Below are 19,974 nucleotides of genomic sequence, written 5' to 3'. Positions count from 1 at the left end.
TCGCAGCATAGCCCACCCTGGCCCGGTTTCGGACGTCCTAAACCCCTTGGTATTGCGGCACTAATCACCGAAACTGATCTTGTTGGACAGGGTGCCCAGTCCCGTGATCGTGGCGTGCATGACGTCCCCGTCGGCGACCGGCGCGATGCCGGCCGTGGTGCCGGTCGCGATCACGTCACCCGGTTCCAGCGTCATGCCGTCGGTCAGGTCCTGGATCAGCTCGGGGATACCGAAGACCATCTGCCCGGTGTTGGCCGACTGGCGCACCTGTCCGTCAATCGTGAGTGTCATGTCCAGGTTCTCCGGGTGAGGCACCGCGTCGGCCGTGACCAGGTACGGCCCGAGCGGCGCGAACCCGTCGAACGCCTTGGCCTGGTCCCACGGCACGTTCCGGTCGTGGTTGACCAGTTGCAGGTCTCGGGCGGTCAGATCGTTGATGATCGTGTAGCCGGCGACGACCGCCCGCCAGTCGGCGGCCCGCACGGCCCGGCACCGGGCCCCGATCACGACGGCGAGTTCCACCTCGTGCTCGACCTTGTTCGTCCGGGCCGGCGGGCGGATCACCGACCGGTGCCCGGTCAGCGCGGTGGCCGGCTTGAAGAACAGCACCGGGTCGGGTGGCACCGCCAGCCCGCTCTCCTCGGCGTGGGCCCGGTAGTTCAGGGCCATGCAACACACCTTGCCGCAGCGGGCCACCGGAGGCTCGAAGATCACCGCCGCCTCGGCCAGCCGGTCGTCCTCCTCCCCCGCGGCGGCGCGGACCAACTCGGCGGCGCCGGCCACGCCGTGCCGCTCGAGCAGCGCGAGCGGGTCGGCACCGACGTCCGGGGCCTGTCGCCGCAGGGATACCAGGCCAGCGCCCGGATCCCAGGCGGCGAGCTCGACCGGCTCGCCGGGGGCGCGCCGAATACGTCCGAGATGCATGTCGTCTCCTTGGCTCAACCGGCGAAACGCCGCACTCACCGGCGTTCGAGGGCAGCACAACACGCCAGGCGGGGCCGGACAAGCGCCGGCGGTTGCGGTCGTCGCACGGTTCTTGCGGCGATGGTTGACGACCGCGGCACGCGGCTGCCTAGGGTCACCAACGGGCAAGCACCGAACACTGTGGAGGCCGGAGTGACTCGGAAACTGGACCGCAGCAACGCTTTGTACGAGCGGGCCCGCGCCGCGATCGCCGGCGGGGTGTCGAGCGACGCACGACGCCTGCCCGGAACTCCCCTCTACCTCGAAAAGGCTCACGGAAGCCGATTGTGGGACGTGGACGGCAACACCTACCTCGACTACGTGCTCGGCCAGGGCCCGGCCATCCTCGGGCACAGCCCGGAGCTACTGGCCGAGGCGGTTTCGGCGCAGATGCGCCGCGGCGTGACCTATTCGGCGCAGCACCTCACCGAGATCGAGGTCGCCGAACGGGTTCAGTCCATGGTCCCGTGCGCGGAACTGGTCCGGTTCAACTCGGTCGGCTCCGAGGCGGCGCATGCCGCCATCCGGCTGGCCCGCGGGCACACCGGCCGGCCCAAGATCGTCAAGTTCGAAGGCCACTACCACGGCTGGCTGGACCCGGTGCTGTTCAGCGTGCACCCACCGGTGGACCAGGCCGGCCCCGGTGACCACCCGGTGCCCGTGCCGGGCTCCGCGGGAGTGGCGGCCAGACAGGCCGCCGATCTGGTGCTGACCGCGTGGAACGACATCGAGGCACTGACCGCGACCATCGCCCGGCACCGCGGTGAGATCGCCGCCATCGTCATGGAACCGGTGCTGTGCAACACGGGCGCGATCACCCCGGAGGAGGGCTATCTGGCCGCCGTCCGGCAGCTCTGCGACGACGAAGGCATTCTGCTGATCTTCGACGAGGTGATCACCGGCTTCCGGCTCGCCCCGGGCGGCGCCCAGCAGCGGCTGGGTATCACGCCCGACCTCGGTGTCTTCGGCAAGGCCATGGCCGGCGGGATGCAGGTGTCCGCGCTGGCGGGAAAGGCCACGGTGATGGAGTCGATCGCCGCCGGCAAGGTCGCGCACGCGGGTACCTTCAACTCCCACCCGGTCGCCATGGCCGGCGCCCGTGCCGTGCTCGAACTGCTCGACGAGAAACGCGACGACATCTACCCGCGGATGGAGCGGCTGGGCCGCAGGCTCATGGACGGTATCGGCGCAATCGCTTCCCGCTTGGGCGTGCCCATGCTCATCCACGGCACCGGCCACCTGTTCCAGCTCTACTTCACCGAGGCGACCGACATCCGCAATTACCGCGACTTCGCGGCGACGGACCGTTCCGCGATGGCCCGGCTGCACGGCCTCCTGCTGGACGAGGGAATCAACACGGTGCCACGGGGCTTGTGGTTCCTCTCCGCCGCACACACCGACGAAGACATCGACCAGACCCTGACCGCGTTCGAGAAAGCGCTCAGCCGGCTTTGATCCACGGCAACGGGTCAGCGGGGAAAGAGTTCTCTGGTGAAGGACGGGGTGTTGCCGGTGTCGACCGACGGAACGGGAGGTAGTGACGATTCGTCGGAGGCCGCCCTGAGGTCGGTCAACAGGTCGTCCATCTCCTGGCTCACGTGAATCGCGGCGTTCGCGTACCCGTTGACAATCTGGCCCAGTGCGGTGTCGAAGCTCTTCATGATCTTTTGGGGCGTGTCGCCGTGCATGATCAGCTTTTGCGTCGGGTCTCCGAACGCGTAACTGGCGAGTGCGGTCACAGCCTTTCCGAAGACGTGCTTTGTGATCGTGGTGCCGGCGGCGATGGCGCCGCCGAGTTCACCAAGGGCGAGGCCACCGATCACGACGCAGAAGGTGCCGATGTCGTCCACGTGGCGTCCGTCGTGGATCGCTTCGAGCTTGTCATACGCGCCGCGGGCGAGTTCCAGCAGATCCTTCTTGAATGCGACCTGAACGGCGAAAGCGGCTTCGAGAAGCGCGGCGGCCTGCCGCACGTATCCGGTATCTCCGCCATAGCTCTGCAGCCTGCTGCTGATCCTCTTCAGATAGGCGAGGTAGCCCTCCGATGCCTTTCCGTTCCAGCGCAGGCTCTCCCCGATGCTGTCCACCTCGGCGGGAAGATCGTGCAGGTGCTTGATCTGGATGTTGGCCAGGTCCGCCCACGGTGTCCCGTTGCCGGCCACCGTGGGCAGTAGTGCCGGGTCGCCGTCATGAGCGTAGGTCCGCCATTTGTCGAGCGGGGCCATCGCCTCGTCGACCATCTTCTTGTAGATGGGATCGATGTGGAAAGGGTCCGCTTTGGAAGTCGGCGTCTCGTCGTGGATGCCTTGGGCGATCAGTCGGTAACAGACCTCGAAGGTCTGGCCGTTCAGTGGCGCGTGCTCGTCTGGAAAGGCGTCCGACACGGTCGTGTTCCCCTTTGTGCGGTGGTCTCGTGGCTATTCTCCGGCGATGGTCTGGTCGGTCTGCTCGTAGTGGTCGGCGATCGTGCCCAGCCGCTCGGCCGCCGTGCTGATCGACTGGCTCAACGCGATCCCGACCTGCGCGAGCAGGTGAACGACCTGGTCATAGTTCTGGCCGAGCGTCCTCGCGTTTCCGACCTCGGTACCGAACACTCTCGACGAACCGTCCACCGAGCCGGTGATGGTGCTCGTGGTCATTTCCAGGCTTCTTATCAGCGCAGCCTGCTGGCCCAGTTCCGCGGACACATCGGGCAGGTCTGTCCCGGCTTTGGTACGCATGGACTGCACATCTGCCGTGAAACCGTCGGTCATCAGGTATTCCTTGTCATAAGCATGTGCGGTCACCACCGCGGTCGAGCCATGTCGAAAGCGGGGCGCAGCACACGGAACTGCTTGAAATATTCGTCTTCGTCGTTGAGGACGGGAAAGTCGTCGTCCTGTTCCGGCCGCACGCCGTCGGCCTCCGCCTCGATCTCGGCGGCCGCCTGGTGCACCAGCGGCCAGGCCGTCTCACGCGCCTTCGGGGTGAACAGGGCAAGGGCGGCCGGATGCTCGGACCGGCCACTGACCGCGTCCTCCCAGCTGAGCTTGCCCTCCAGTACCGCGTCGGCGATCCGGGTCAGCCTGGGGGGCGCCCCTGGCCGGTTGGCGGCACGGCGCAGGGCCTCGGCCGATAAACGTTCCTCCACGGCACGTTGCCTCCCCAGAGATCACTAGAATCAGTGGACAAGCCGGACAAGGTGTGCGGCAAGGTGTTGCACGGAATTGCACGGAGAGGCATGTCGGGAAGCGAACCGCCGAACCCGGCCGACGCGCGCACCGCCGCGGTGTTCATCGACCGCATGGCCGAACTCCGGCTGTGGGCAGGCAAACCGTCGCTGCGCACGCTGAACCGCCTCGGCGGAACGACGACCAGTCCGACCGGTGCCGCCACCGACGCGCTGCCCACCACGACCGTGTCGTGGGTGCTGGCCGGCAAGGGATTGCCGCGCCTGCCGAGAATGGCGTTCGTCGAATCCTTCGTCGTCGCCTGTCTCACCGCGGGCGGTGAATCTCCCGAGGAGATCCCACGGCATCTCGGCCGGTGGCGCGCGGTGTGGCAGGCGATCACGGCCAGCGCAGCGACCGACGCGGGCGCACGACCCGTTCGCGCCTACCACCAGCTTCCCATGGACCTCCCGGAATTCACCGGCAGGCAGGCCGAGTTGGACCGGTTGGGCGCGCTTGGCGAAGCCGTGGAAGACGCGACCGCGCCGGTGGTCGTGACCATCAGTGGGGTGGCCGGCGTAGGCAAGACGCGCCTGGTCATCCACGCCGCGCACCGGTTCGCCGCCGGCCGGTTCGACGAGGTGCAGTTGTGGGCCGACCTGCGGGGTTTCCACCCCGAGGAAGCGCCGGCCGCGGCCGGTTCCGTCCTGGCGGACTTCCTGCGTCTGCTCGGCGTCGCCGACCACCAGCTGCCGGATGGTCTCGATGCCCGTGCCGCCCTCTATCGCGACCGGTTGAACGGCCGGCGGGCGTTGATCGTGCTCGACGACGCCGCGACCGCGGATCAGGTCCGGCCGCTGCTGCCCGGAACGGCGGGGTGCCTGGTCCTCATCAGCAGCCGACGCCGGCTGACCGACCTCGACGGCGCCCAAACCCTGCCATTGGTCAACTTCAGCACCGAAGAGTCCCTCCGTCTGCTGCGCTGGCACGCCGGTCCCGATCGGGTGCGGGCCGAACCGGACGCGGCCCGGTCGGTGGCCACGCTCTGCGGGCACCTTCCCCTCGCCATCGCCGTGACCGCCCGGTACCTGCGTAGCCATCCTGCGCTGTCGCTCACCGACCTGGCCGGTCGCCTGGCCACCGACCAACGACAACTCACCGGTCTCTCCCCGCACGCCAGATCGGTGCGAGCCGCCTTCGACCTGTCCTACCGCGCCCTTCCTCCCGGTCACCAGCGGGTGGCCCGGCTGCTCGCGATCCATCCCGGACCGGACTTCACGGCACCGTCCGTCGCGGCACTGACCGCGTTGGCCGAGTCGACCGCCCAGACCGTCCTGGACGACCTGCTCGACGAACACCTGCTGGACGAGACCGCCGGAGCCCGCTACCGGATGCACGACCTCCTCCGCCGTTACCTCACCCTCCAGACCCAGCGCGAAGACGCCCAGTCCGAACCCCACGACGCGCTGCATCGCCTGACACGCCACTATCTCGACAGAGCGCGGCACGCCACGAACCTGATCCACCCCACGGAAACCCGGCGGGTGACGACCGCGCCGTCCGGTCCCGCGCCGTGGCAGTCCCCGTCCGAGGCCGTGGCCTGGGTGGAAGCCGAGTACGACTGCCTCGTCAGCACCGTGCGGCGAGCCGCTGAGCTACCCGACGCCGGCCCCGCACTGGCCATCGAACTCGTCGCCGCGCTCTACCGCCCATTGGCCAACCGGGGACACTCCGCGGACCGGATCGCGCTCAACGACCTCGCCGCGCGACTTGCCCGTCAGCACGGTGACCGCCGTGCGGAAGCACAGTTCCTGGAAGATCTGGGCACCCTCTACGGCCAGGTCGGGCGCGCCGGCGAGGCGGTCGGACACAGCTACCGCGCGCTGGCGATCTGGACCGAGCTCGGCGACCTCACCGGTCAGCGCGGCTGCCTGACCGACCTCGGCAATTCCTGCCGGCAGCAAGGCGACCACGACAAGGCCATCGAGTATCTCCAGGAAGCGCTCGCGATCAGCATCGATTCCGGGGACCGGCAGGGCGAGGCATCGGTGCTGAACTTCCTTGGCCTCACCTGCCAGGGAACCGGTGAATTGGACGCGGCCACCGAGCACCTCGCGCGCAGTGCGGAAATTTACGCGGAACTCGGCAACCGGCTCGGCGAGGCCATCGCACTCGCCAACCACGGCTGGGCGCTCCAGCGTTCCGGCCGCCCCCGCGAAGCCATCCCATACCACGAACGAAGCCTGGAAATCTTCCGCGCACTGAACGATCGGTACAACGAAGCCGAACAGCATTGGGGAATCGGGCAGGCCCGGCACCAACTCGGCGACACCGGCGCGGCCGGCCGCCACTGGCATACCGCGATCAAGATGCTGCGCGACATGCGAGCGCTGGACGACGAGCAGGCCGCCGAGCTCCTCACCCAGAAAATCCCGGAAACCCCTGAACTCATCCGCCTCAACACTTGACGCACGCGCGGACTCCAGAGGCCTTCCCGTGGGCGGGTCATCGCCTCCCGGGTCGAAGCGGTCCACACCGCGCGCGCCGTCATCGTCTTTTCATCCGGATTTCATCGCGGGCCGGGGGAGGCCGAGGCTCGCCGCCTCGTCACGCAGCACCGCCTGGTGGGCACGCGGGTTCATCTGCTGCCGGGCCGAGTTGCGCTGCCTCGCAGGAACGGGACGGCGATGATCAGTGCGATCGCAACCAGGAGACTGCTTGCCCAGGCCGGACCGAGGTTGCCGAGACCGGTTCCGAGGGTGGCCGCCGCGACCAACGGGCCGCCGGCCGCACCAACGTTGAGCGCCGCGGTCGCATACGAGCCACCCATGGTGGGAGCGCCCGCCGCCTCGTAGAGGACCCGGGCGATCAGAGTGCTGCCCAGCGCGAAGGAAAGCGCGCCCTGCACGAATACCAGGCCCAGCAGGGCGACCGGATGAGCCGCCAGAGCGGCGAGCGCGATCCAGCCGAGCAACAACAGCGGTCCCGCGGCCACGATGAGCAGACCGGGATGCTGGTCGGACAGGCGTCCCGCGACGGTGACCCCCAGGAAGGACCCGAGTCCGAAGAGCACCAGCACGACCGGAACCCACAGTTCGGCCAGGCCCGCGGTTTCGGTGACGATCGGGGCCAGGAAGGTGAAGGTACCGAAGGTGGCGGCATTGACCAGTGCCCCGAGCAGCATGACCACGATCAGCCGCGGCTTGGCGAGTTGAGCGATCTCGGCACGCAGCGCCGGGCCGGCCGTAGGGTCGTGTCCGGTGGTGGTGCGGGCCGGAATGCCCTTCAGGAAACCGAGAGCGGTGGGAAGACAGAGCAGCGCGATCGCCCAGAAGGTCGCGCGCCAGTCCAGCAGAGCGCCGAGTACCGCGCCGCCGGGAACTCCGGCGATGGTGGCCACCGTCGTGCCCGACAGCAGCACCGCCAGCGCGCGTCCCTTCTGATCCGGTGCGACGAGCGCGGCCGAGGTCGCCAGGGCAACGGCCAGGAAGCCCGCGTTCGCCACGGCGGCGACGACACGGGTTACCAGAAGGACCGGAAAACTCGACGTGAGGGCACCCACGACGTGGGTGGCGACGAACACGAGCACGAACCCGAGCAGGCTGCGCCGGGCGGGCCAGCGGCGGGCGAGCCCGGCCATCAGCGGCGCACCGGCGATCATCCCGACCGCGAACGCCGAGGTCGAAAGCCCGGCTGTGCCGGCCGAGACGTCGAGGCTTGCGGCGATGTCCGGCAGCAGGCCGGCGAGCATGAACTCCGAGGTGCCCATGGCGAAGACCGCCACAGCAAGCAGATAGAGCGCGAGAGGCATCGATGAGCTCCGAGGTGAAGAGAAGAACGAGAAGAGGACCTCTCGTCACCGCGGCCAGCGCCCCAAGGGTGAGCGCAGCTACCCCAGCAGGCGAAGACTGCTGGGACGACCTGAAAACTCAGTGGTTCAGGGAGCTGACGGCGTGACCGAAAGCCCCCACCTTGGCTGCCTCAGGGCTCGACATGTCCCCCACGCTACTCAACTGCCCCGGCCGTCGCGTAACCGGGTTCCGCGTTGGTCAGCGTCCTTTCTCTGCAACATCTGGAAGAATTGCGGCCACCTGTTCACCGGTCGCTGATTGCCGGAGTGATGCCGTGGGGAAAGCGACGACGCGGACCGCCGATGCGGCGCCCACGCGCTTGCGGGTCATATTCTCCGGCCGCCGAGGGTGGCTGTTGTTTGCCCTGCTTTTCACCGAGTTCGGCGGAGCCGTCCAAAGCATTGCGTACTCATCGGTGCTGCCCATTGCCACAACGGACCTACACGGCACGAGTCTGTATGGCGCGACGCTCGCCGCCGGTTCGTTCACCGGGATCCTCGTGCTGGCAATCGGTCCCGCGCCGTTCTCGCGGTTGCGACCCGTCGCTTTGCTGGGCACGGCGACCACTCTCTACGTTCTGGGGTCGGCGCTGTCGGTCGCGGCCGTGGTGATGCCGATGGTTCTGATCGGCACCATTGTCCGTGGCATCGCCGGCGGAATGCTCGCCGGATTCGGACTGTCGATTCTCGGTGGGTTGTTCGAGGACAAGGAGCGCACCCGCGTCTACGGCCTGTTCGCGATGATGTGGATGTTGCCTTCGATCGTCGGCCCGGCGGTCAACGCCGCTGTCACCATCACGTGGGGCTGGCGAGCCGCCCTCGCCTGGCCGGCGATCCTGGTCATCGTCGGTCGCGTGCTCATCGGGAAACAGCTCGAGTTGGTGCCCTGGAAGCGCAGTACCGCGAGGCGTCCATCACCTACCTGGACAATCACGCTGTTGGGCGGCCTAGTCCTGGCAACCTTGTCCCCCATGCCCAACGGAACCGCCGGTATCGTCTTGCTGGCCGTCGGCTGCCTGCTCGCCTCGACCGCGAGCCTGCGCATACTTCGCGGCCAAGTCGGACCGGAACGAGCGCGCCTGGGCAAGGTCATGCTCCTGTATCTGCTTTGCCTGTGCTACTTCGGCGGGGCCGGCGTCGTTTCCCTCGCCGCGATCACCGGCCTCGGCCACGGCATCGTAGCCGGAACCATTGCCGTCGGCGCCGGCCTCCTCGCCTGGTCTCTCACCGGCTTCAAGCCTGAGCTTGCCGACCGGTGGCTGCCGAAACCCCAGGTCGCCGGTCTCGTCCTGGTCACACTTGGCCTTTTCGCCGCACTACTCACGCAAACCGCCGTTGGCGGCACCCCGGCCCTGGTCGTCCTGATCTCCGGCTGGTTCGTCGCCGGCGCGGGGATGGGCATCGCCTATCCGAGATTCTCGGCCTCGGCCATGGACGACTTGCCCTCAGACCGGATACTCCCGGTGGCCACTGCGATCGCGTTCTCCGAGACGGCGGCAACCGCGATCGCCGGTTTCATCGGCGGCGGAACCTATTCGCTCGCCCGATCCCTCGCACTTTCGCCGACCAGCGCACTGAGCTGGGCCTTTTCTCTCCTCGCCGTCTTCGGTGTCACGTCGATCGTGCTGTATCGGCAGCTCTGGGGCGAACACTGACCGAATCCTGATACATCACAACTCGCGTGTCGCCGATGGCGGTATCGAGAAAGTAGCCCCGGGAGCGGCGTAATCGACGGGACTGTCGAACCGGGTCGAGGCACGTGCCACTGCTTGCTCCGGGGTGAGAAAGCGGCTGACGTGCGTAACGATCAACTGCCCTGCCTCGGCCGCGCTGGCCGTCTCGCCGGCGTCCTCGGGCGTGTGGTGCACCTGCTCCTCGACCGGCACCTGTGCGCTCTCGGCCTCGCACAGCAGCACATCGCACCCGTCGGCCAGCTCGGTCAGGCTTGGACACGGTGCTGTGTCCCCGGAGTAGACCAGCGAACTGTCGGCTCCCTCGATGCGCACGGCGAAGGCCGGAATTCCGTGCGCCACCGCGCGGCTGGTGAGCCGGAGCGAGCCGATGGTCGTCTGATGCCCGTCATGCAACTCGGTGACCGCGAAGGCGAATTCGATCGGACTGCGGACCGCTGTGTTGGTAAGGAAGCCGGCCAACCGGTCGGCGATGCCGGGCGGACCGTAGAGGGGAATCGGCGTTGCCAAACAGATGTCCGCGTACAGGACGCCGTAGTACGCGGTGAGCAAGTCCGCGCTGTGATCGGCGTGCAGGTGTGAGATCCAGATCGCGTCCAGCTCGTCCAGCCGCACGTGGCGCTGAAGCGGGCCAAGCGTCCCGGTCCCCGCATCCACCCAGATACGGGTGTCACCATTCGACACCAGATAGCCTGAGCACGGGTTGTCCACACTCGGGTACGGCGTCGCGCTCCCCAGGACCGTGAGGCGAAGAAGCTCGTTGGTCATCCCCGGATCCTAGAACGCACGATCCACGAACTCCGGACAATCACGCCAAGCCGGAACTCGCGTGCCTGAACCCGGAACTCACACGCCTCAACCGGGAACTCGCGCGCCTCAACCGGGAACTCGCGCGCCTGAAGCCGGAACTCGGGGGCTGGAACCGGGGACTCGTGCGCCTCAGGCGGGGACACGCGGGAGGATGGGGGACCAGAAGTCGAGAGGGACGCGGCCCGTGGAGCGACCGCTCGCGTCCAGCAGGTGTCCCATCAATTTGACGGGACGCAGCACCAGGGCTCGGTCGATGATCTCCAGGCGGGGCAGCTTCGTCACCAGACCGCTCTCCAGGGACACCACATCACTGGCGGAGGGGAGCCATGCCGTGACGAACAGGTTGGCGGAGCCGCTGACCGCCGCACACATCCGGACCTCGGGCAGCAATCCGAACCAGCGTGCGGTCGTCTCCAGTTGGTCGGGAGGTACTCGTAACGACAGCAGCGCGGTGACCTGGGCGGGCGATTGCCCACGGGCGATCTCGCACCGCAGCCGGACCGAACCGGCGGCGAGGAGGGCATCGACATGCCGGCGCACGGTGCTGGCGCTGACGCCGAGGCGCGTGGCCAGTTCACTGCAGGCAGCGCGGCCGTTCTCGCCGAGTGCGAGCAGGAGCGCGCGATCCAACTCCGTGAACGCCGTACCCGGGGTGGGCCGCGAGGCCCGGGCTCGCAGGGTTTTCCGCTGCTCCGGTGAGATCGCCCGGACCTGCCACCGGCTTCCTTCGCTGAACACCTTGGGCGACACCAGGATTCGCGCGTGGACCACTCCCGGCACTCTGGACAACCGGTGCACGACGTAGTCGGATACCTCGGTCAACCCAGGCGTGACCACGTGCGCCAGCAGGTCGTAGTTGCCCGCGACGTAGTCGACGGTCGGCACGTGCGCATCGGCGGCGATGGCCTGTGCCACCTCGAGTTGTTTGCCCGGCGCGCAGACGATCTGCGCGAACGCGAGCCCGAGCCGGCGGGCCAGGTCGCCGCCGGGATACGCCGACATCCAGGCACTGCCCGCGTCCACCAGCCGCTGCCAGCGACGGACGGCCGTGGTCGCACCTATCCCCAGTGTCCGGCCGATCAGCGACCACGGCGCTCTCGGATTGATCTGCAACGCGTTGACCAGGGCGAGGTCGGTCTCGTTGAGGTGCTTCGAGATCTCGGTGTGACTCGCCGGCGCCGAGGTCCCGTCGCCGGCCGAACTTTCCTGGCTCATCGTCCCTCGTCCCTGAAACCCGCCGACGACCGAAAGCTGATCTCCGCGTCGTCGTGGCTGACATCCGCTGCTTTCCCGGCCGCCATGGCGGATTCTCCCTATCGACGCGCCTTCGTGCACGCTTCTTGCGAACTTCGGGTGCATGGTGCTCGCCGTTTGCATGATGTTGATCAGGCACATCGCGAAGTGAGATCGGAGGCTTCATGACCCTGCGCGAGGATGCGACCGGGATGCTGGACGACCTGGTGGCACTGCGGCGGGAACTGCACCAGATCCCGGAGATCGGCCTGCACCTGCCCAAGACACAGGACATGGTGCTGGCCGCCCTCGACGGGCTGCCCCTCGAAATCAGCACCGGCACCGGCCTCTCGTCGGTGACCGCGGTGCTGCGGGGCGGAAAGCCGGGACCGACGGTGCTGCTGCGGGGCGACATGGACGCGTTGCCGGTGACCGAACGGTCCGGGGTTTCCTTCAGTTCACGGCACGAGGGCGCCATGCACGCCTGCGGCCACGACCTGCACACGGCGGGTCTGGTCGGCGCCGCGCGGCTGCTGTCCGCGCGCAAGGACGAACTCGGCGGGGACATCGTGTTCATGTTCCAGCCGGGCGAGGAAGGCTGGGACGGCGCGGGTCTCATGATCGAGGAGGGCGTGCTCACCTCGGCGGGCCGGCCGGTCGACGCGGCGTACGGGCTGCACGTGAGCTCGGCGTCGGAGCCGAACGGAATGTTCGCCGCCCGCCCGGGCCCGCTCATGGCCGCCTCCGGTGGCCTCTTTGTCCGCGTGATCGGATCGGGCGGTCACGGCTCGGCCCCGCACCGGGCGCTCGACCCGGTGGCCGTCGCCTGCGAGATGGTCACGGCGCTGCAAACCATGGTGACCCGGCGGTTCGACGTGTTCGACCCGGTCGTGATCACGGTCGGCCAGTTCCACGCCGGGACCCGGCGCAACATCATCCCGGACGACGCGACGTTCGAAGCCACCGTGCGGAGCTTTTCCGCGGAAGCCGCCGAGCGGGTCGCCGAGACCGCGGTGCGGCTCTGCCAGGACACGGCCACCGCATACGGCCTCAAGGCCGAGGTGAGCTTCGAACCCGAATACCCGGCAACCGTCAACAACGCCGACGAACACGACTTCCTCGCCGACACGGTGCGCGAAGTCTTCGGCGAAGAGCGCTACCACCTGATGGACAATCCGCTGAGTGGCTCGGAAGATTTCTCCCGTGTGCTCAACGAGGTCCCGGGAGCCTATGTCTTCCTGGGTGCCTGTTGTTCGGACGACCCGGAAACCGCGCCCTACAACCATTCACCGCTGGCCGCCTTCGACGACGGTGTTCTCGCAGACGGCGCCGCGCTGCTCGCCGAGCTGGCCGTCCGAAGGCAGGCAAGGGCCGAGTAGCGGCGAAACCGGCGTCCTGGGAACGCACCAGAACCCCGACCGGCACAACACCCAACCCATGGGAGGCGCTATGCGTCCGTACTACCTGCCACCTCTGGTGCCAGCGCTGGCGTTGGTGCTCATGCCGTTTCTCCCGTTCGTCAACAGCGAGACGCTGTGGTTCGGGTTGCCGCCGATGTTGGTGTGGGGCGGGTTCTGGTGCATCCTGCTCACCCCGGCCTTCCTGCTCTCGTCGCGGATGATGGCCGGCGAGCACCAGGACGGTGAGCAATGACCACCATCCTGGTCATCACCTTCGCGGGCATCGTGCTGATCGGCGTGCTCGGCTTCGTCGGGCGGCGAAAGCCGGCGGCGGACCTCACCGAGTGGACCGTGGGCGGACGCCGGTTCGGCGCGGTCACCATGTGGTTCCTGCAGGCGGGCGAGGTGTTCACCACCTTCACCTTCCTGGGCATGGCCGGGCTGGCGTTCAGCGGCGGGGTCGCCGCGATGTATGCGCTGCCGTACGTGCCGATCGGCTACATAGTGCTGTTCTTCCTCGCGAAACGCGTGTGGACGCTGGGAAAGGAACGCGGTTATCTCACCCAGGGCGACTTTCTGGAGGACCGGTTCGACAGCAAGACGCTGGGCACCGCGTCCGCGGTCCTCGGCGTCGTCTTCGTGCTTCCCTATCTCCAGCTGCAGATCACGGGCCTCGGCCTGATCGTCAAGCTGACCACGGGCAATGCGGCGTCCAGCACGGTGAGCATGGTGATCGCCTGCGTGCTGGTCATCGCGTTCGTGCTGTGGTCGGGACTGCGCGGCGTCGCGGTGACGGCCTACTTCAAGGACGCGCTCATGCTGGTCGTGCTCACCGTGCTGATCATCGCGATCCCGGTGTCCCTTGCCGGTGGCATCTCCGGCGTGTTCCACCGGGTGGCGGAGCTGCGTCCGTCCCTGCTGACCGTGCATGCCGGAAGCAACGACCACACCTGGTTCATCACCAGCATGCTGATCAGCGCCATCGGCGTGGCCTTCCTGTGCCTGCCCCACACCTGGCCCGGTGTGATGTCCGCGCGTAACCCGGAAGTATTGCGGCGCAACTACACCTGGCTGCCGCTGTACGAATTGGTGCTGATGTTCCCGATGATCATCGGGTTCGCCGCGGTGCTGACGTTGCCGCCGAAGAGCGACTCCAACGGCATCCTGCTCTCGCTGACCCAGCAGACGTTGCCGCCGTGGCTGGTCGGCGTGGTCGTGGTCGGGGCGATCGCCACCGCCATGGTGCCCGCGGCGGGCATCCTCGTGGGCATCTCGTCGGCGGTGGCCCGCAACATCGTGCGGGTGCGCAATGAGCGCGCCCAGTTCTGGGTGAACCACGGCACCGTGGTGCTCGCGTGCGGCCTTGCCTTGCTGCTCGCGATCTTCCGCCCCGACCTCCTCGCCAACCTGCTGCTGTTGACGTTCAACGGGACCGCGCAGCTCGCTCCCGCCAACGCGCTCGGTTTCTTCCGCCGCAAGGTGGTGAGCAAGGTTCCGGTGATGGCCGGCCTCCTCGCCGGGGAAGTCGTGGTCATCGTGCTCACCTTCTGGGCGCCCAAGATGTTCGGAACGTTCAATGTGGGCCTGATCGGCCTCGGGGTGAACATCGTGGTCCTCGCTCTCGCCGCGGCCGCCGAGCGGGCAGCGGGGCGGGCGCCTACCCAGCAGGCGGAGTTGACAACCGGAGGTGCGGTGTGACGCGGACAGTCTTCGCGGGCGGACAGGTATTCGACGGAACAGGCGCCGCACCGGCTCCCGCGGACGTCGCGGTGGCCGACGGCCGGATCGTCGACATCGGCACCGGGCTGGACGGCGACGAGGTCGTCGACTGCACCGGCACCACGCTGCTGCCCGGACTCATCGACTGCCATGTGCACGTCACGGTTTCCGAGATAAACGTGATACACCGGCTGTACCGGCCGTTCTCCTATCAGTTCTACGAGGCGGCGCAGAACCTGCGCCGCACCCTGGAGATCGGCATCACGACGGTGCGCGACGCCGCCGGGGCCGATCTCGGCATCAAGCAGGCGGTCGAGGACGGCCTGCTGCCCGGGCCGCGGCTGCAGATCTCGGTCAACGCGATCACGCAGACCGGTGGGCACGGCGACGGTTGGCTGCCCTCCGGCCATTGCGTTCCGTTGTCCCTGCCGCACCCCGGCCGGCCGCCTTCACTGGTCGACGGCCCGGACGAGATGCGACGTACGGCCCGCACGCTGATCAGGGCGGGCGCCGAGGTGCTGAAGGTCTGCACAACCGGTGGAGTGCTCTCGCCCGGCGACGATCCCAAGCATTCGCAGTTCACGCCGGCCGAACTCGACGTGCTGGTCGCCGAGGCGGCCATGCAGGGCCGGTATGTGATGGCGCACGCCCAGGGCACCGACGGCATCAAGAACGCGATCCGGGCCGGTATCCGCTCCATCGAGCACGGCATGTACCTCGACGACGAAGCCATCGACCTGATGCTGCAGCACCAGACCTGGCTGGTGCCCACCCTGGTCGCGCCGGTCAACGTCATCCGCGCGGGCAAGGCGGGCGCCGCGCTGCCCGAGGTCGTGGTCCGCAAGGCCGAGGAGGTGGCCGAGATCCACGCCGAGTCGGTGCGCAGGGCGGCCGCCGCGGGCGTCCGGATCGCGATGGGCACCGACAGCGGGGTGGGCCCGCACGGCACCAACCTGGAGGAGCTCCCGCTGATGGCGGCCTGTGGGATGAGCCCGGCCGAGGTGCTGGCCGCGACCACGTCGTCGGCGGCGACCTTGCTCGGATACGGCGACGAACTGGGCAGGATTGCTCCCGGGTATCGCGCCGATTTGGTCGTTGTCGCCGGGAGTGCCTACGACCTGGATCAGCTGGCCGGCAACGTGCGGGAAGTGTGGAAGGACGGCGCGCGCGTGGTCGGCTCCGGCGAGCCGACGGGCAAAACGGTGCGGGCGTAGTGATCGTCGCTACGCCCCGCACCAGGAAAAAAGACTTGCCCTACTTCATCGGCACGTAGCCGTTGAACAACCAGGGGGCTACGCCGTCCACGCCTTTGGCGTCCAATGCCTTGACCCATGTGTCACCGTTCGACGAAACCGGCTTCGCCCCGGCCGGCAGCCAGGTTCCGAAGGTCCCGTTCCTGACCGGGATGCCAACCGGTTCTCCGAACGAGAAGTCAGCGACCATCGATACCCCGGAAGGGGGCAGGATGCCGACGAACGGCACCTTCGCGCCGTCCTTGCCCAGACCCGGCACCGAGAGACGGCGTACCGGGATGGACTGGCCGATGAAGGTGTCCTGGTAGAGCCGGCGGACCTTTCCGGAGGGGCTGCTCGAATCCGGTTCGGTGGTGCAGGCCACCGTGTGCGCCGCGGTCCGGCCTAGCACCACCTGGTAGGGCCCATCCTCGAGCAGGACCCCGGGCTGATAGGCGTCCTGGTCGGCCGGTGGCTGCGCGAGCCCGGCCAGGCATTCGCCCAGCGCCTTGCCCTGGAGGGTGGACCGGTCGCCCGGGCGATCGACGACGCTGAACAGCGGTGCCGGCGGCCGGGGCAGTTCGAGGCAGGGCCACTTGCTCATCCGCTGGCCGTTGTCCCATCGCTCGGCGCAAAGCCGGGTCGTCGCCGGGTCGGTCTGGGTGAAGCTCGTGAACTGATGCGTGGCCTTCGTGACGTCATTCATCGAAATACCCAAACGGTCCGACGCCCGGTTGAGCCCGACCTTGTCCCACGCGGGATCCGCGACGCCGGCGGCCAGTCCGGTGCTGGTGTAGAGCAACAGCGCGGTACGGGTTCCGGTGGCGTAGGCGGGCTTCGCGTTCGGATCCGACATTGTCACCATCGTCGACGTTGTCTCACAGAACGTGGGTTTTCCGTCCGCGGTGAACGCGACGACGACGTCGTCCCCCTGCACGCTGAGGGACGCCTTGTCCCACTTCTTCCGGTCGGGGACCTTGCTGGTCTTGCCCGCGGCGCCGACGGCCGCCCAGCACCGGTCGAGCGTCTGGCTCGTGAGGCCGGTCCCGCCGCCCGCCGCCTCATCGGACTGCGGCCGGGCGAGCTGCACGGCAACCACCGCACTCGCGACGAGCAGGACGACTGCCGCCGCGGCCGCCAGCATGCTCGCCGGTGCGTGCCGGCGCGCCGTAACTCCGGTCGTAACGGCTTCACGTAGGCGGAGGCGGACGTCGGGCGGAAGTTCGCGCGGCGGGGGAAGACGGAGATCGTCGGTCATTTCTCCTCCATAAGGGCACGAAGCTGCGCCCGTGCCCGGGACAGGTGGGCACGAACGGTGACTTCGGCGACCTCCAGCAGTTCCGCCGCATCCGCGATCGGCAGGTCGCCGAGCAGGCACAGCTCGACGACCTGCCGCTGCGCGCGCGGCAAGGCATGCACCGCGTCGATCACTTGCCGCAGCCGCTCTTCGCCGTCGACCTGCGCGGCAACGGCGTCGGCGTGGTCGGACACCACCGGTGGATCGGGGATGCGGGGCAACAGCCGCAGCCTGCGGTTCGCCCCCCGGTACTCGGTGCGTGCGAGGTTCCCGGCGACCGTGTAGAGCCACGGCAGCAGGCTGTCTCGCACCAGCACGACCTTGCCGCGCTTGCGCCAGGCGACGAGGAAGGTGCTCGACGTCAGATCCTCGGCCGAGGTCCACGAACCGGTCAGCCGGTAGGTGTGGTTCCACACCGACTGCGCGTGTCGTTCGAACAACGTTGTGAACGCCGCGTTGTCGCCCCGTGCCGCCCGCAGCCAAAGGTCGCTGTCTCCGACGTCATCGACGACCTCCAGCGGTGCCCCCACTCCGGTCAATTCCATCGTCACGCCTGTCAGTGCCCGGCAACGCCCGAAGTGTTGTCAAACGAAGCCGCGGCAGGCGTCAGCTACGCCGGCACGTCCCAGGCACACCGGAAACCGAGGGTAGCCCTGCGCGCCAGCCCCAGTCCGGGAAGCAGCAGTTTCACGCTGTAATCCGGCTCCCGACGGCCGCCTTCGACATACCAGTCGGAACCCTCGGCGCAGTAGTCGCTACCGCCCTTGAGCATGACGAAGCGGGTACGCCCGTCGCTGTGCTCGCTTTCGGTCCAGTTCCACACGGCGGGCTCGCCGCGCCGGAGGCGGCCGGTCTCGCCGGCGAGCTGCCACTCGTCCTCGGTGGGCAGCCGGCCGCCACGCCACGCGCAGTATGCCCGGGCGTCGTCGAGGTCGACGAACGTGACCGGCTGGTCGTGCGTCCCCGGCGCCGGGCGGCCGTCCACCCAGTGTGCGAGGAACCGGTGCCCTTCGGCGGGCCGATAGCCCGTCGCATCAAGGAAATCCGCGAACTGCGCGTTCGTGACCTCCAGCTCGGCGACCGCGACGGGGCCGGCGAGTTCGCCGTCCCGCTGGAGTGTCCGCGCATCGTGCAGCCGTGGCGCCAACGGCTTCCATTCGTCGACGTAGGGCGCGCCCTGGTACATCCCGGTCTCGCGGGCGCGGTGCCGCACGGTCAGCACGTAGGGTCCGGCGGGCACGACAACGGCGCCCGGCTCGGGCTCGCCGGTCGTTGCGGCCGGGTGCCGGCGGGCCGCCAGGCGATGCGGAAAACGGGCATCCGCGTCGTGCGGCATGTCGCGGAGCGCGTCGAGAAGCCCGGGCAGCCAGGCGGGTTCGGCGGCTCCCGGCGCGACGTGCACCAGCGCGGCGATCCCGCGTGCGGGGACCGTTACGGACGTCCCGGCCGGCCCGCCCGCGAACAGGTCGATCAGCGTGCCCGCTGCGGGTCGCGGGAGGACCGGACCGTGGTAGTCGTCGTCACCGCGGTTGACGACCGTCCACAGTGTCCAGTCGTCGAGTTCCCAGCGGGAAGCGTGCACCCCCGCCGCTTCCGCCTCGCGAGCGAGCTGGGCAAGGGGTGTCCAGGCGCCGTGGAGAAGCAGGTCGCCGGCGGCGCGTTGCACGGTGACCATGCGGCGTACGGTCGAGGCGTCGCGGCGCGACCAGCCGACCCACACGCCGAAGACGACCTCCCACACCATGACGCCGACGCCGTTCAGCCACGCGGACTGCAGTTCCTCGGAATGGTCGCGGTGCCAGCGACGGACGTGGTGTTGCATGTGCCGGCGCTCGTACCAGTGCGCGCGCAGCACGCCGGGCACCGGCGAGTCCGCGAAGAACTGGGCCCAGGAGCACGAATGGTCCTCGATGCGTGCGACCGGCAGCTTGGACTCGCCCTCGAGCACGATCCCGGGCCGGGCCGCCTCCAGCCGCGCGACGAGTTCCGGCTCGGCCTTCTTCAGCGTGTCGAGGAAGACGCCGTCCGCGCCGAGATCGGCGACAAGCGCCGCCAACTCGGTGACGTCGTCGCGGCCGCGCCGCGTGCCGACATCCCACGGGTTGTAGTCGACGAACACGCGGAGCCCCGCATCGTGCAGCGCCCCGACGAGCTCGCGAATGCCGGGCACGTCGCGGTAGAAGTCCCACTGGTTGCGGTCGTCGATGCCGATCACGGGATACGCGTGCCACAGCACCACGGCGTCGAGGCCGCCGAAGCGATCATGCGCGTCGGCCAGGAAGCGTTCGGGAGTGAACCGGCGTTCCCCGAACGAGTACAGCAACTCGTCCCACAGCCATACCTGGGCGACCGTGTAGCAACGTGACGCCCATGCGGCAGCCGGGCGGTCGTAGGCCGTCCCGGTGTAACCGTGCCGGGATCGGGAATCTTCGCGCCACTGGCGCAGGCGCTCACGCCACTCCGGCCGATCGGCGGGCTCGGGCGGGCCGGCGAAGATCTTCGCCTCGTCAAGCGATTCGAGCTGTTCCGCGGTGAGCGCATCCCGCAGCGGCACGTCGGTGGGCCGGTCGATCGGGCGGGGAACGAGCGGGTCGAACGCTGAAGTCATAGTGCGTTTCCTTGGGGCGCTG

At 68.5% G+C, this 19,974-nt stretch carries 17 protein-coding genes; 7 read left to right on the top strand and 10 right to left on the bottom strand.

What is annotated here, in order from left to right; translation table 11 throughout:
- Window positions 1–60 precede the first annotated feature (60 nt).
- Window positions 61–924: a fumarylacetoacetate hydrolase family protein gene (locus A3CU_RS45245; RefSeq protein ID WP_052371815.1), complete on the bottom strand. Its 864-nt coding sequence runs from the start codon at window positions 922–924 to the stop codon at window positions 61–63.
- 192 nt (window positions 925–1,116) lie between these two features.
- On the opposite strand from A3CU_RS45245, the gene A3CU_RS0117780 reads away from it, so the two are divergent.
- Entirely contained in the window at window positions 1,117–2,418 is a 1,302-nt protein-coding gene (locus tag A3CU_RS0117780) for an aspartate aminotransferase family protein (RefSeq protein WP_052371814.1), read from the top strand.
- A gap of 14 nt (window positions 2,419–2,432) precedes the next feature.
- On the opposite strand, the gene A3CU_RS0117775 is transcribed toward A3CU_RS0117780, so the two are convergent.
- From A3CU_RS0117775 to A3CU_RS49845, 3 genes are read right to left on the bottom strand one after another with little or no spacing between them, the layout of a single operon-like run.
- A complete protein-coding gene (locus A3CU_RS0117775; RefSeq protein ID WP_027943460.1) occupies window positions 2,433–3,347 on the bottom strand; it encodes a hypothetical protein in 915 nt (304 codons plus the stop codon).
- A 33-nt stretch (window positions 3,348–3,380) separates the two neighbouring features.
- The gene (locus A3CU_RS0117770; protein ID WP_027943459.1) at window positions 3,381–3,716 is read right to left on the bottom strand and encodes a hypothetical protein; all 336 of its coding nucleotides are present in this window, start codon (window positions 3,714–3,716) and stop codon (window positions 3,381–3,383) included.
- A 29-nt stretch (window positions 3,717–3,745) separates the two neighbouring features.
- The gene (locus A3CU_RS49845; protein WP_052371813.1) at window positions 3,746–4,093 is read right to left on the bottom strand and encodes a hypothetical protein; all 348 of its coding nucleotides are present in this window, start codon (window positions 4,091–4,093) and stop codon (window positions 3,746–3,748) included.
- A gap of 90 nt (window positions 4,094–4,183) precedes the next feature.
- Here A3CU_RS49845 and A3CU_RS49840 point away from each other — a divergent pair, with 90 nt between their 5' ends.
- Window positions 4,184–6,580, top strand: coding sequence for an ATP-binding protein (locus tag A3CU_RS49840; protein WP_027943458.1), 2,397 nt, complete (start codon window positions 4,184–4,186; stop codon window positions 6,578–6,580).
- 170 nt (window positions 6,581–6,750) lie between these two features.
- On the opposite strand, the gene A3CU_RS0117755 is transcribed toward A3CU_RS49840, so the two are convergent.
- On the bottom strand, window positions 6,751–7,923 hold the full coding sequence (locus A3CU_RS0117755; RefSeq protein ID WP_027943457.1) for a Cmx/CmrA family chloramphenicol efflux MFS transporter: 1,173 nt from the start codon (window positions 7,921–7,923) through the stop codon (window positions 6,751–6,753).
- 395 nt (window positions 7,924–8,318) lie between these two features.
- On the opposite strand from A3CU_RS0117755, the gene A3CU_RS0117750 reads away from it, so the two are divergent.
- Window positions 8,319–9,617, top strand: coding sequence for an MFS transporter (locus A3CU_RS0117750; RefSeq protein ID WP_156960406.1), 1,299 nt, complete (start codon window positions 8,319–8,321; stop codon window positions 9,615–9,617).
- A gap of 15 nt (window positions 9,618–9,632) precedes the next feature.
- On the opposite strand, the gene A3CU_RS0117745 is transcribed toward A3CU_RS0117750, so the two are convergent.
- Together A3CU_RS0117745 and A3CU_RS0117740 are read right to left on the bottom strand one after the other, a co-directional pair.
- Window positions 9,633–10,421, bottom strand: coding sequence for an MBL fold metallo-hydrolase (locus A3CU_RS0117745; RefSeq protein WP_027943455.1), 789 nt, complete (start codon window positions 10,419–10,421; stop codon window positions 9,633–9,635).
- A gap of 171 nt (window positions 10,422–10,592) precedes the next feature.
- Window positions 10,593–11,678 (bottom strand): Lrp/AsnC family transcriptional regulator, encoded by a 1,086-nt coding sequence (locus tag A3CU_RS0117740; RefSeq protein WP_084143324.1) that lies wholly within the window; start codon window positions 11,676–11,678, stop codon window positions 10,593–10,595.
- A gap of 203 nt (window positions 11,679–11,881) precedes the next feature.
- Between A3CU_RS0117740 and A3CU_RS0117735 the strand changes: the two genes are divergently transcribed.
- From A3CU_RS0117735 to A3CU_RS45230, 4 genes are all read left to right on the top strand, one after another.
- The gene (locus A3CU_RS0117735) at window positions 11,882–13,075 is read left to right on the top strand and encodes a M20 metallopeptidase family protein (RefSeq protein ID WP_027943453.1); all 1,194 of its coding nucleotides are present in this window, start codon (window positions 11,882–11,884) and stop codon (window positions 13,073–13,075) included.
- A gap of 70 nt (window positions 13,076–13,145) precedes the next feature.
- Window positions 13,146–13,349 (top strand): hypothetical protein, encoded by a 204-nt coding sequence (locus A3CU_RS0117730; RefSeq protein ID WP_027943452.1) that lies wholly within the window; start codon window positions 13,146–13,148, stop codon window positions 13,347–13,349.
- Entirely contained in the window at window positions 13,346–14,794 is a 1,449-nt protein-coding gene (locus A3CU_RS0117725; protein WP_027943451.1) for a sodium:solute symporter family protein, read from the top strand. Before A3CU_RS0117730 ends, A3CU_RS0117725 begins: the two co-directional genes overlap by 4 nt.
- On the top strand, window positions 14,791–16,029 hold the full coding sequence (locus A3CU_RS45230; RefSeq protein ID WP_043841430.1) for a metal-dependent hydrolase family protein: 1,239 nt from the start codon (window positions 14,791–14,793) through the stop codon (window positions 16,027–16,029). Before A3CU_RS0117725 ends, A3CU_RS45230 begins: the two co-directional genes overlap by 4 nt.
- Before the next feature lie 40 nt (window positions 16,030–16,069).
- Here A3CU_RS45230 and A3CU_RS0117715 read toward each other — a convergent pair whose 3' ends face one another.
- From A3CU_RS0117715 to A3CU_RS0117705, 3 genes are all read right to left on the bottom strand, one after another.
- The gene (locus A3CU_RS0117715) at window positions 16,070–17,305 is read right to left on the bottom strand and encodes a hypothetical protein (RefSeq protein WP_027943450.1); all 1,236 of its coding nucleotides are present in this window, start codon (window positions 17,303–17,305) and stop codon (window positions 16,070–16,072) included.
- A complete protein-coding gene (locus tag A3CU_RS0117710) occupies window positions 17,302–17,889 on the bottom strand; it encodes an RNA polymerase sigma factor (RefSeq protein ID WP_156960409.1) in 588 nt (195 codons plus the stop codon). Before A3CU_RS0117710 ends, A3CU_RS0117715 begins: the two co-directional genes overlap by 4 nt.
- A 65-nt stretch (window positions 17,890–17,954) precedes the next feature.
- A complete protein-coding gene (locus A3CU_RS0117705; RefSeq protein WP_027943448.1) occupies window positions 17,955–19,952 on the bottom strand; it encodes an SUMF1/EgtB/PvdO family nonheme iron enzyme in 1,998 nt (665 codons plus the stop codon).
- Between the last annotated feature and the right edge of the window lie 22 nt (window positions 19,953–19,974).

It is taken from the genome of Amycolatopsis taiwanensis DSM 45107 (genome assembly GCF_000519205.1).
GTDB classification, from domain to species: Bacteria; Actinomycetota; Actinomycetes; order Mycobacteriales; family Pseudonocardiaceae; genus Amycolatopsis_E; species Amycolatopsis_E taiwanensis.
This window is presented reverse-complemented; position numbering and strand designations above follow the sequence as displayed.

Bases quoted from the DNA above. Each gene is read 5' to 3' on its own strand.
- A3CU_RS0117770 (WP_027943459.1), bottom strand. From the start codon at position 3,716: ATGACCGACGGTTTCACGGCAGATGTGCAGTCCATGCGTACCAAAGCC.
- A3CU_RS0117745 (WP_027943455.1), bottom strand. From the start codon at position 10,421: ATGACCAACGAGCTTCTTCGCCTCACGGTCCTGGGGAGCGCGACGCCG.
- A3CU_RS0117710 (WP_156960409.1), bottom strand. From the start codon at position 17,889: ATGGAATTGACCGGAGTGGGGGCACCGCTGGAGGTCGTCGATGACGTC.
- A3CU_RS0117705 (WP_027943448.1), bottom strand. From the start codon at position 19,952: ATGACTTCAGCGTTCGACCCGCTCGTTCCCCGCCCGATCGACCGGCCC.
- A3CU_RS0117740 (WP_084143324.1), bottom strand. From the start codon at position 11,678: ATGAGCCAGGAAAGTTCGGCCGGCGACGGGACCTCGGCGCCGGCGAGT.
- A3CU_RS45245 (WP_052371815.1), bottom strand. From the start codon at position 924: ATGCATCTCGGACGTATTCGGCGCGCCCCCGGCGAGCCGGTCGAGCTC.
- A3CU_RS0117735 (WP_027943453.1), top strand. From the start codon at position 11,882: ATGACCCTGCGCGAGGATGCGACCGGGATGCTGGACGACCTGGTGGCA.
- A3CU_RS0117730 (WP_027943452.1), top strand. From the start codon at position 13,146: ATGCGTCCGTACTACCTGCCACCTCTGGTGCCAGCGCTGGCGTTGGTG.
- A3CU_RS0117715 (WP_027943450.1), bottom strand. From the start codon at position 17,305: ATGACCGACGATCTCCGTCTTCCCCCGCCGCGCGAACTTCCGCCCGAC.
- A3CU_RS0117725 (WP_027943451.1), top strand. From the start codon at position 13,346: ATGACCACCATCCTGGTCATCACCTTCGCGGGCATCGTGCTGATCGGC.
- A3CU_RS0117755 (WP_027943457.1), bottom strand. From the start codon at position 7,923: ATGCCTCTCGCGCTCTATCTGCTTGCTGTGGCGGTCTTCGCCATGGGC.
- A3CU_RS49840 (WP_027943458.1), top strand. From the start codon at position 4,184: ATGTCGGGAAGCGAACCGCCGAACCCGGCCGACGCGCGCACCGCCGCG.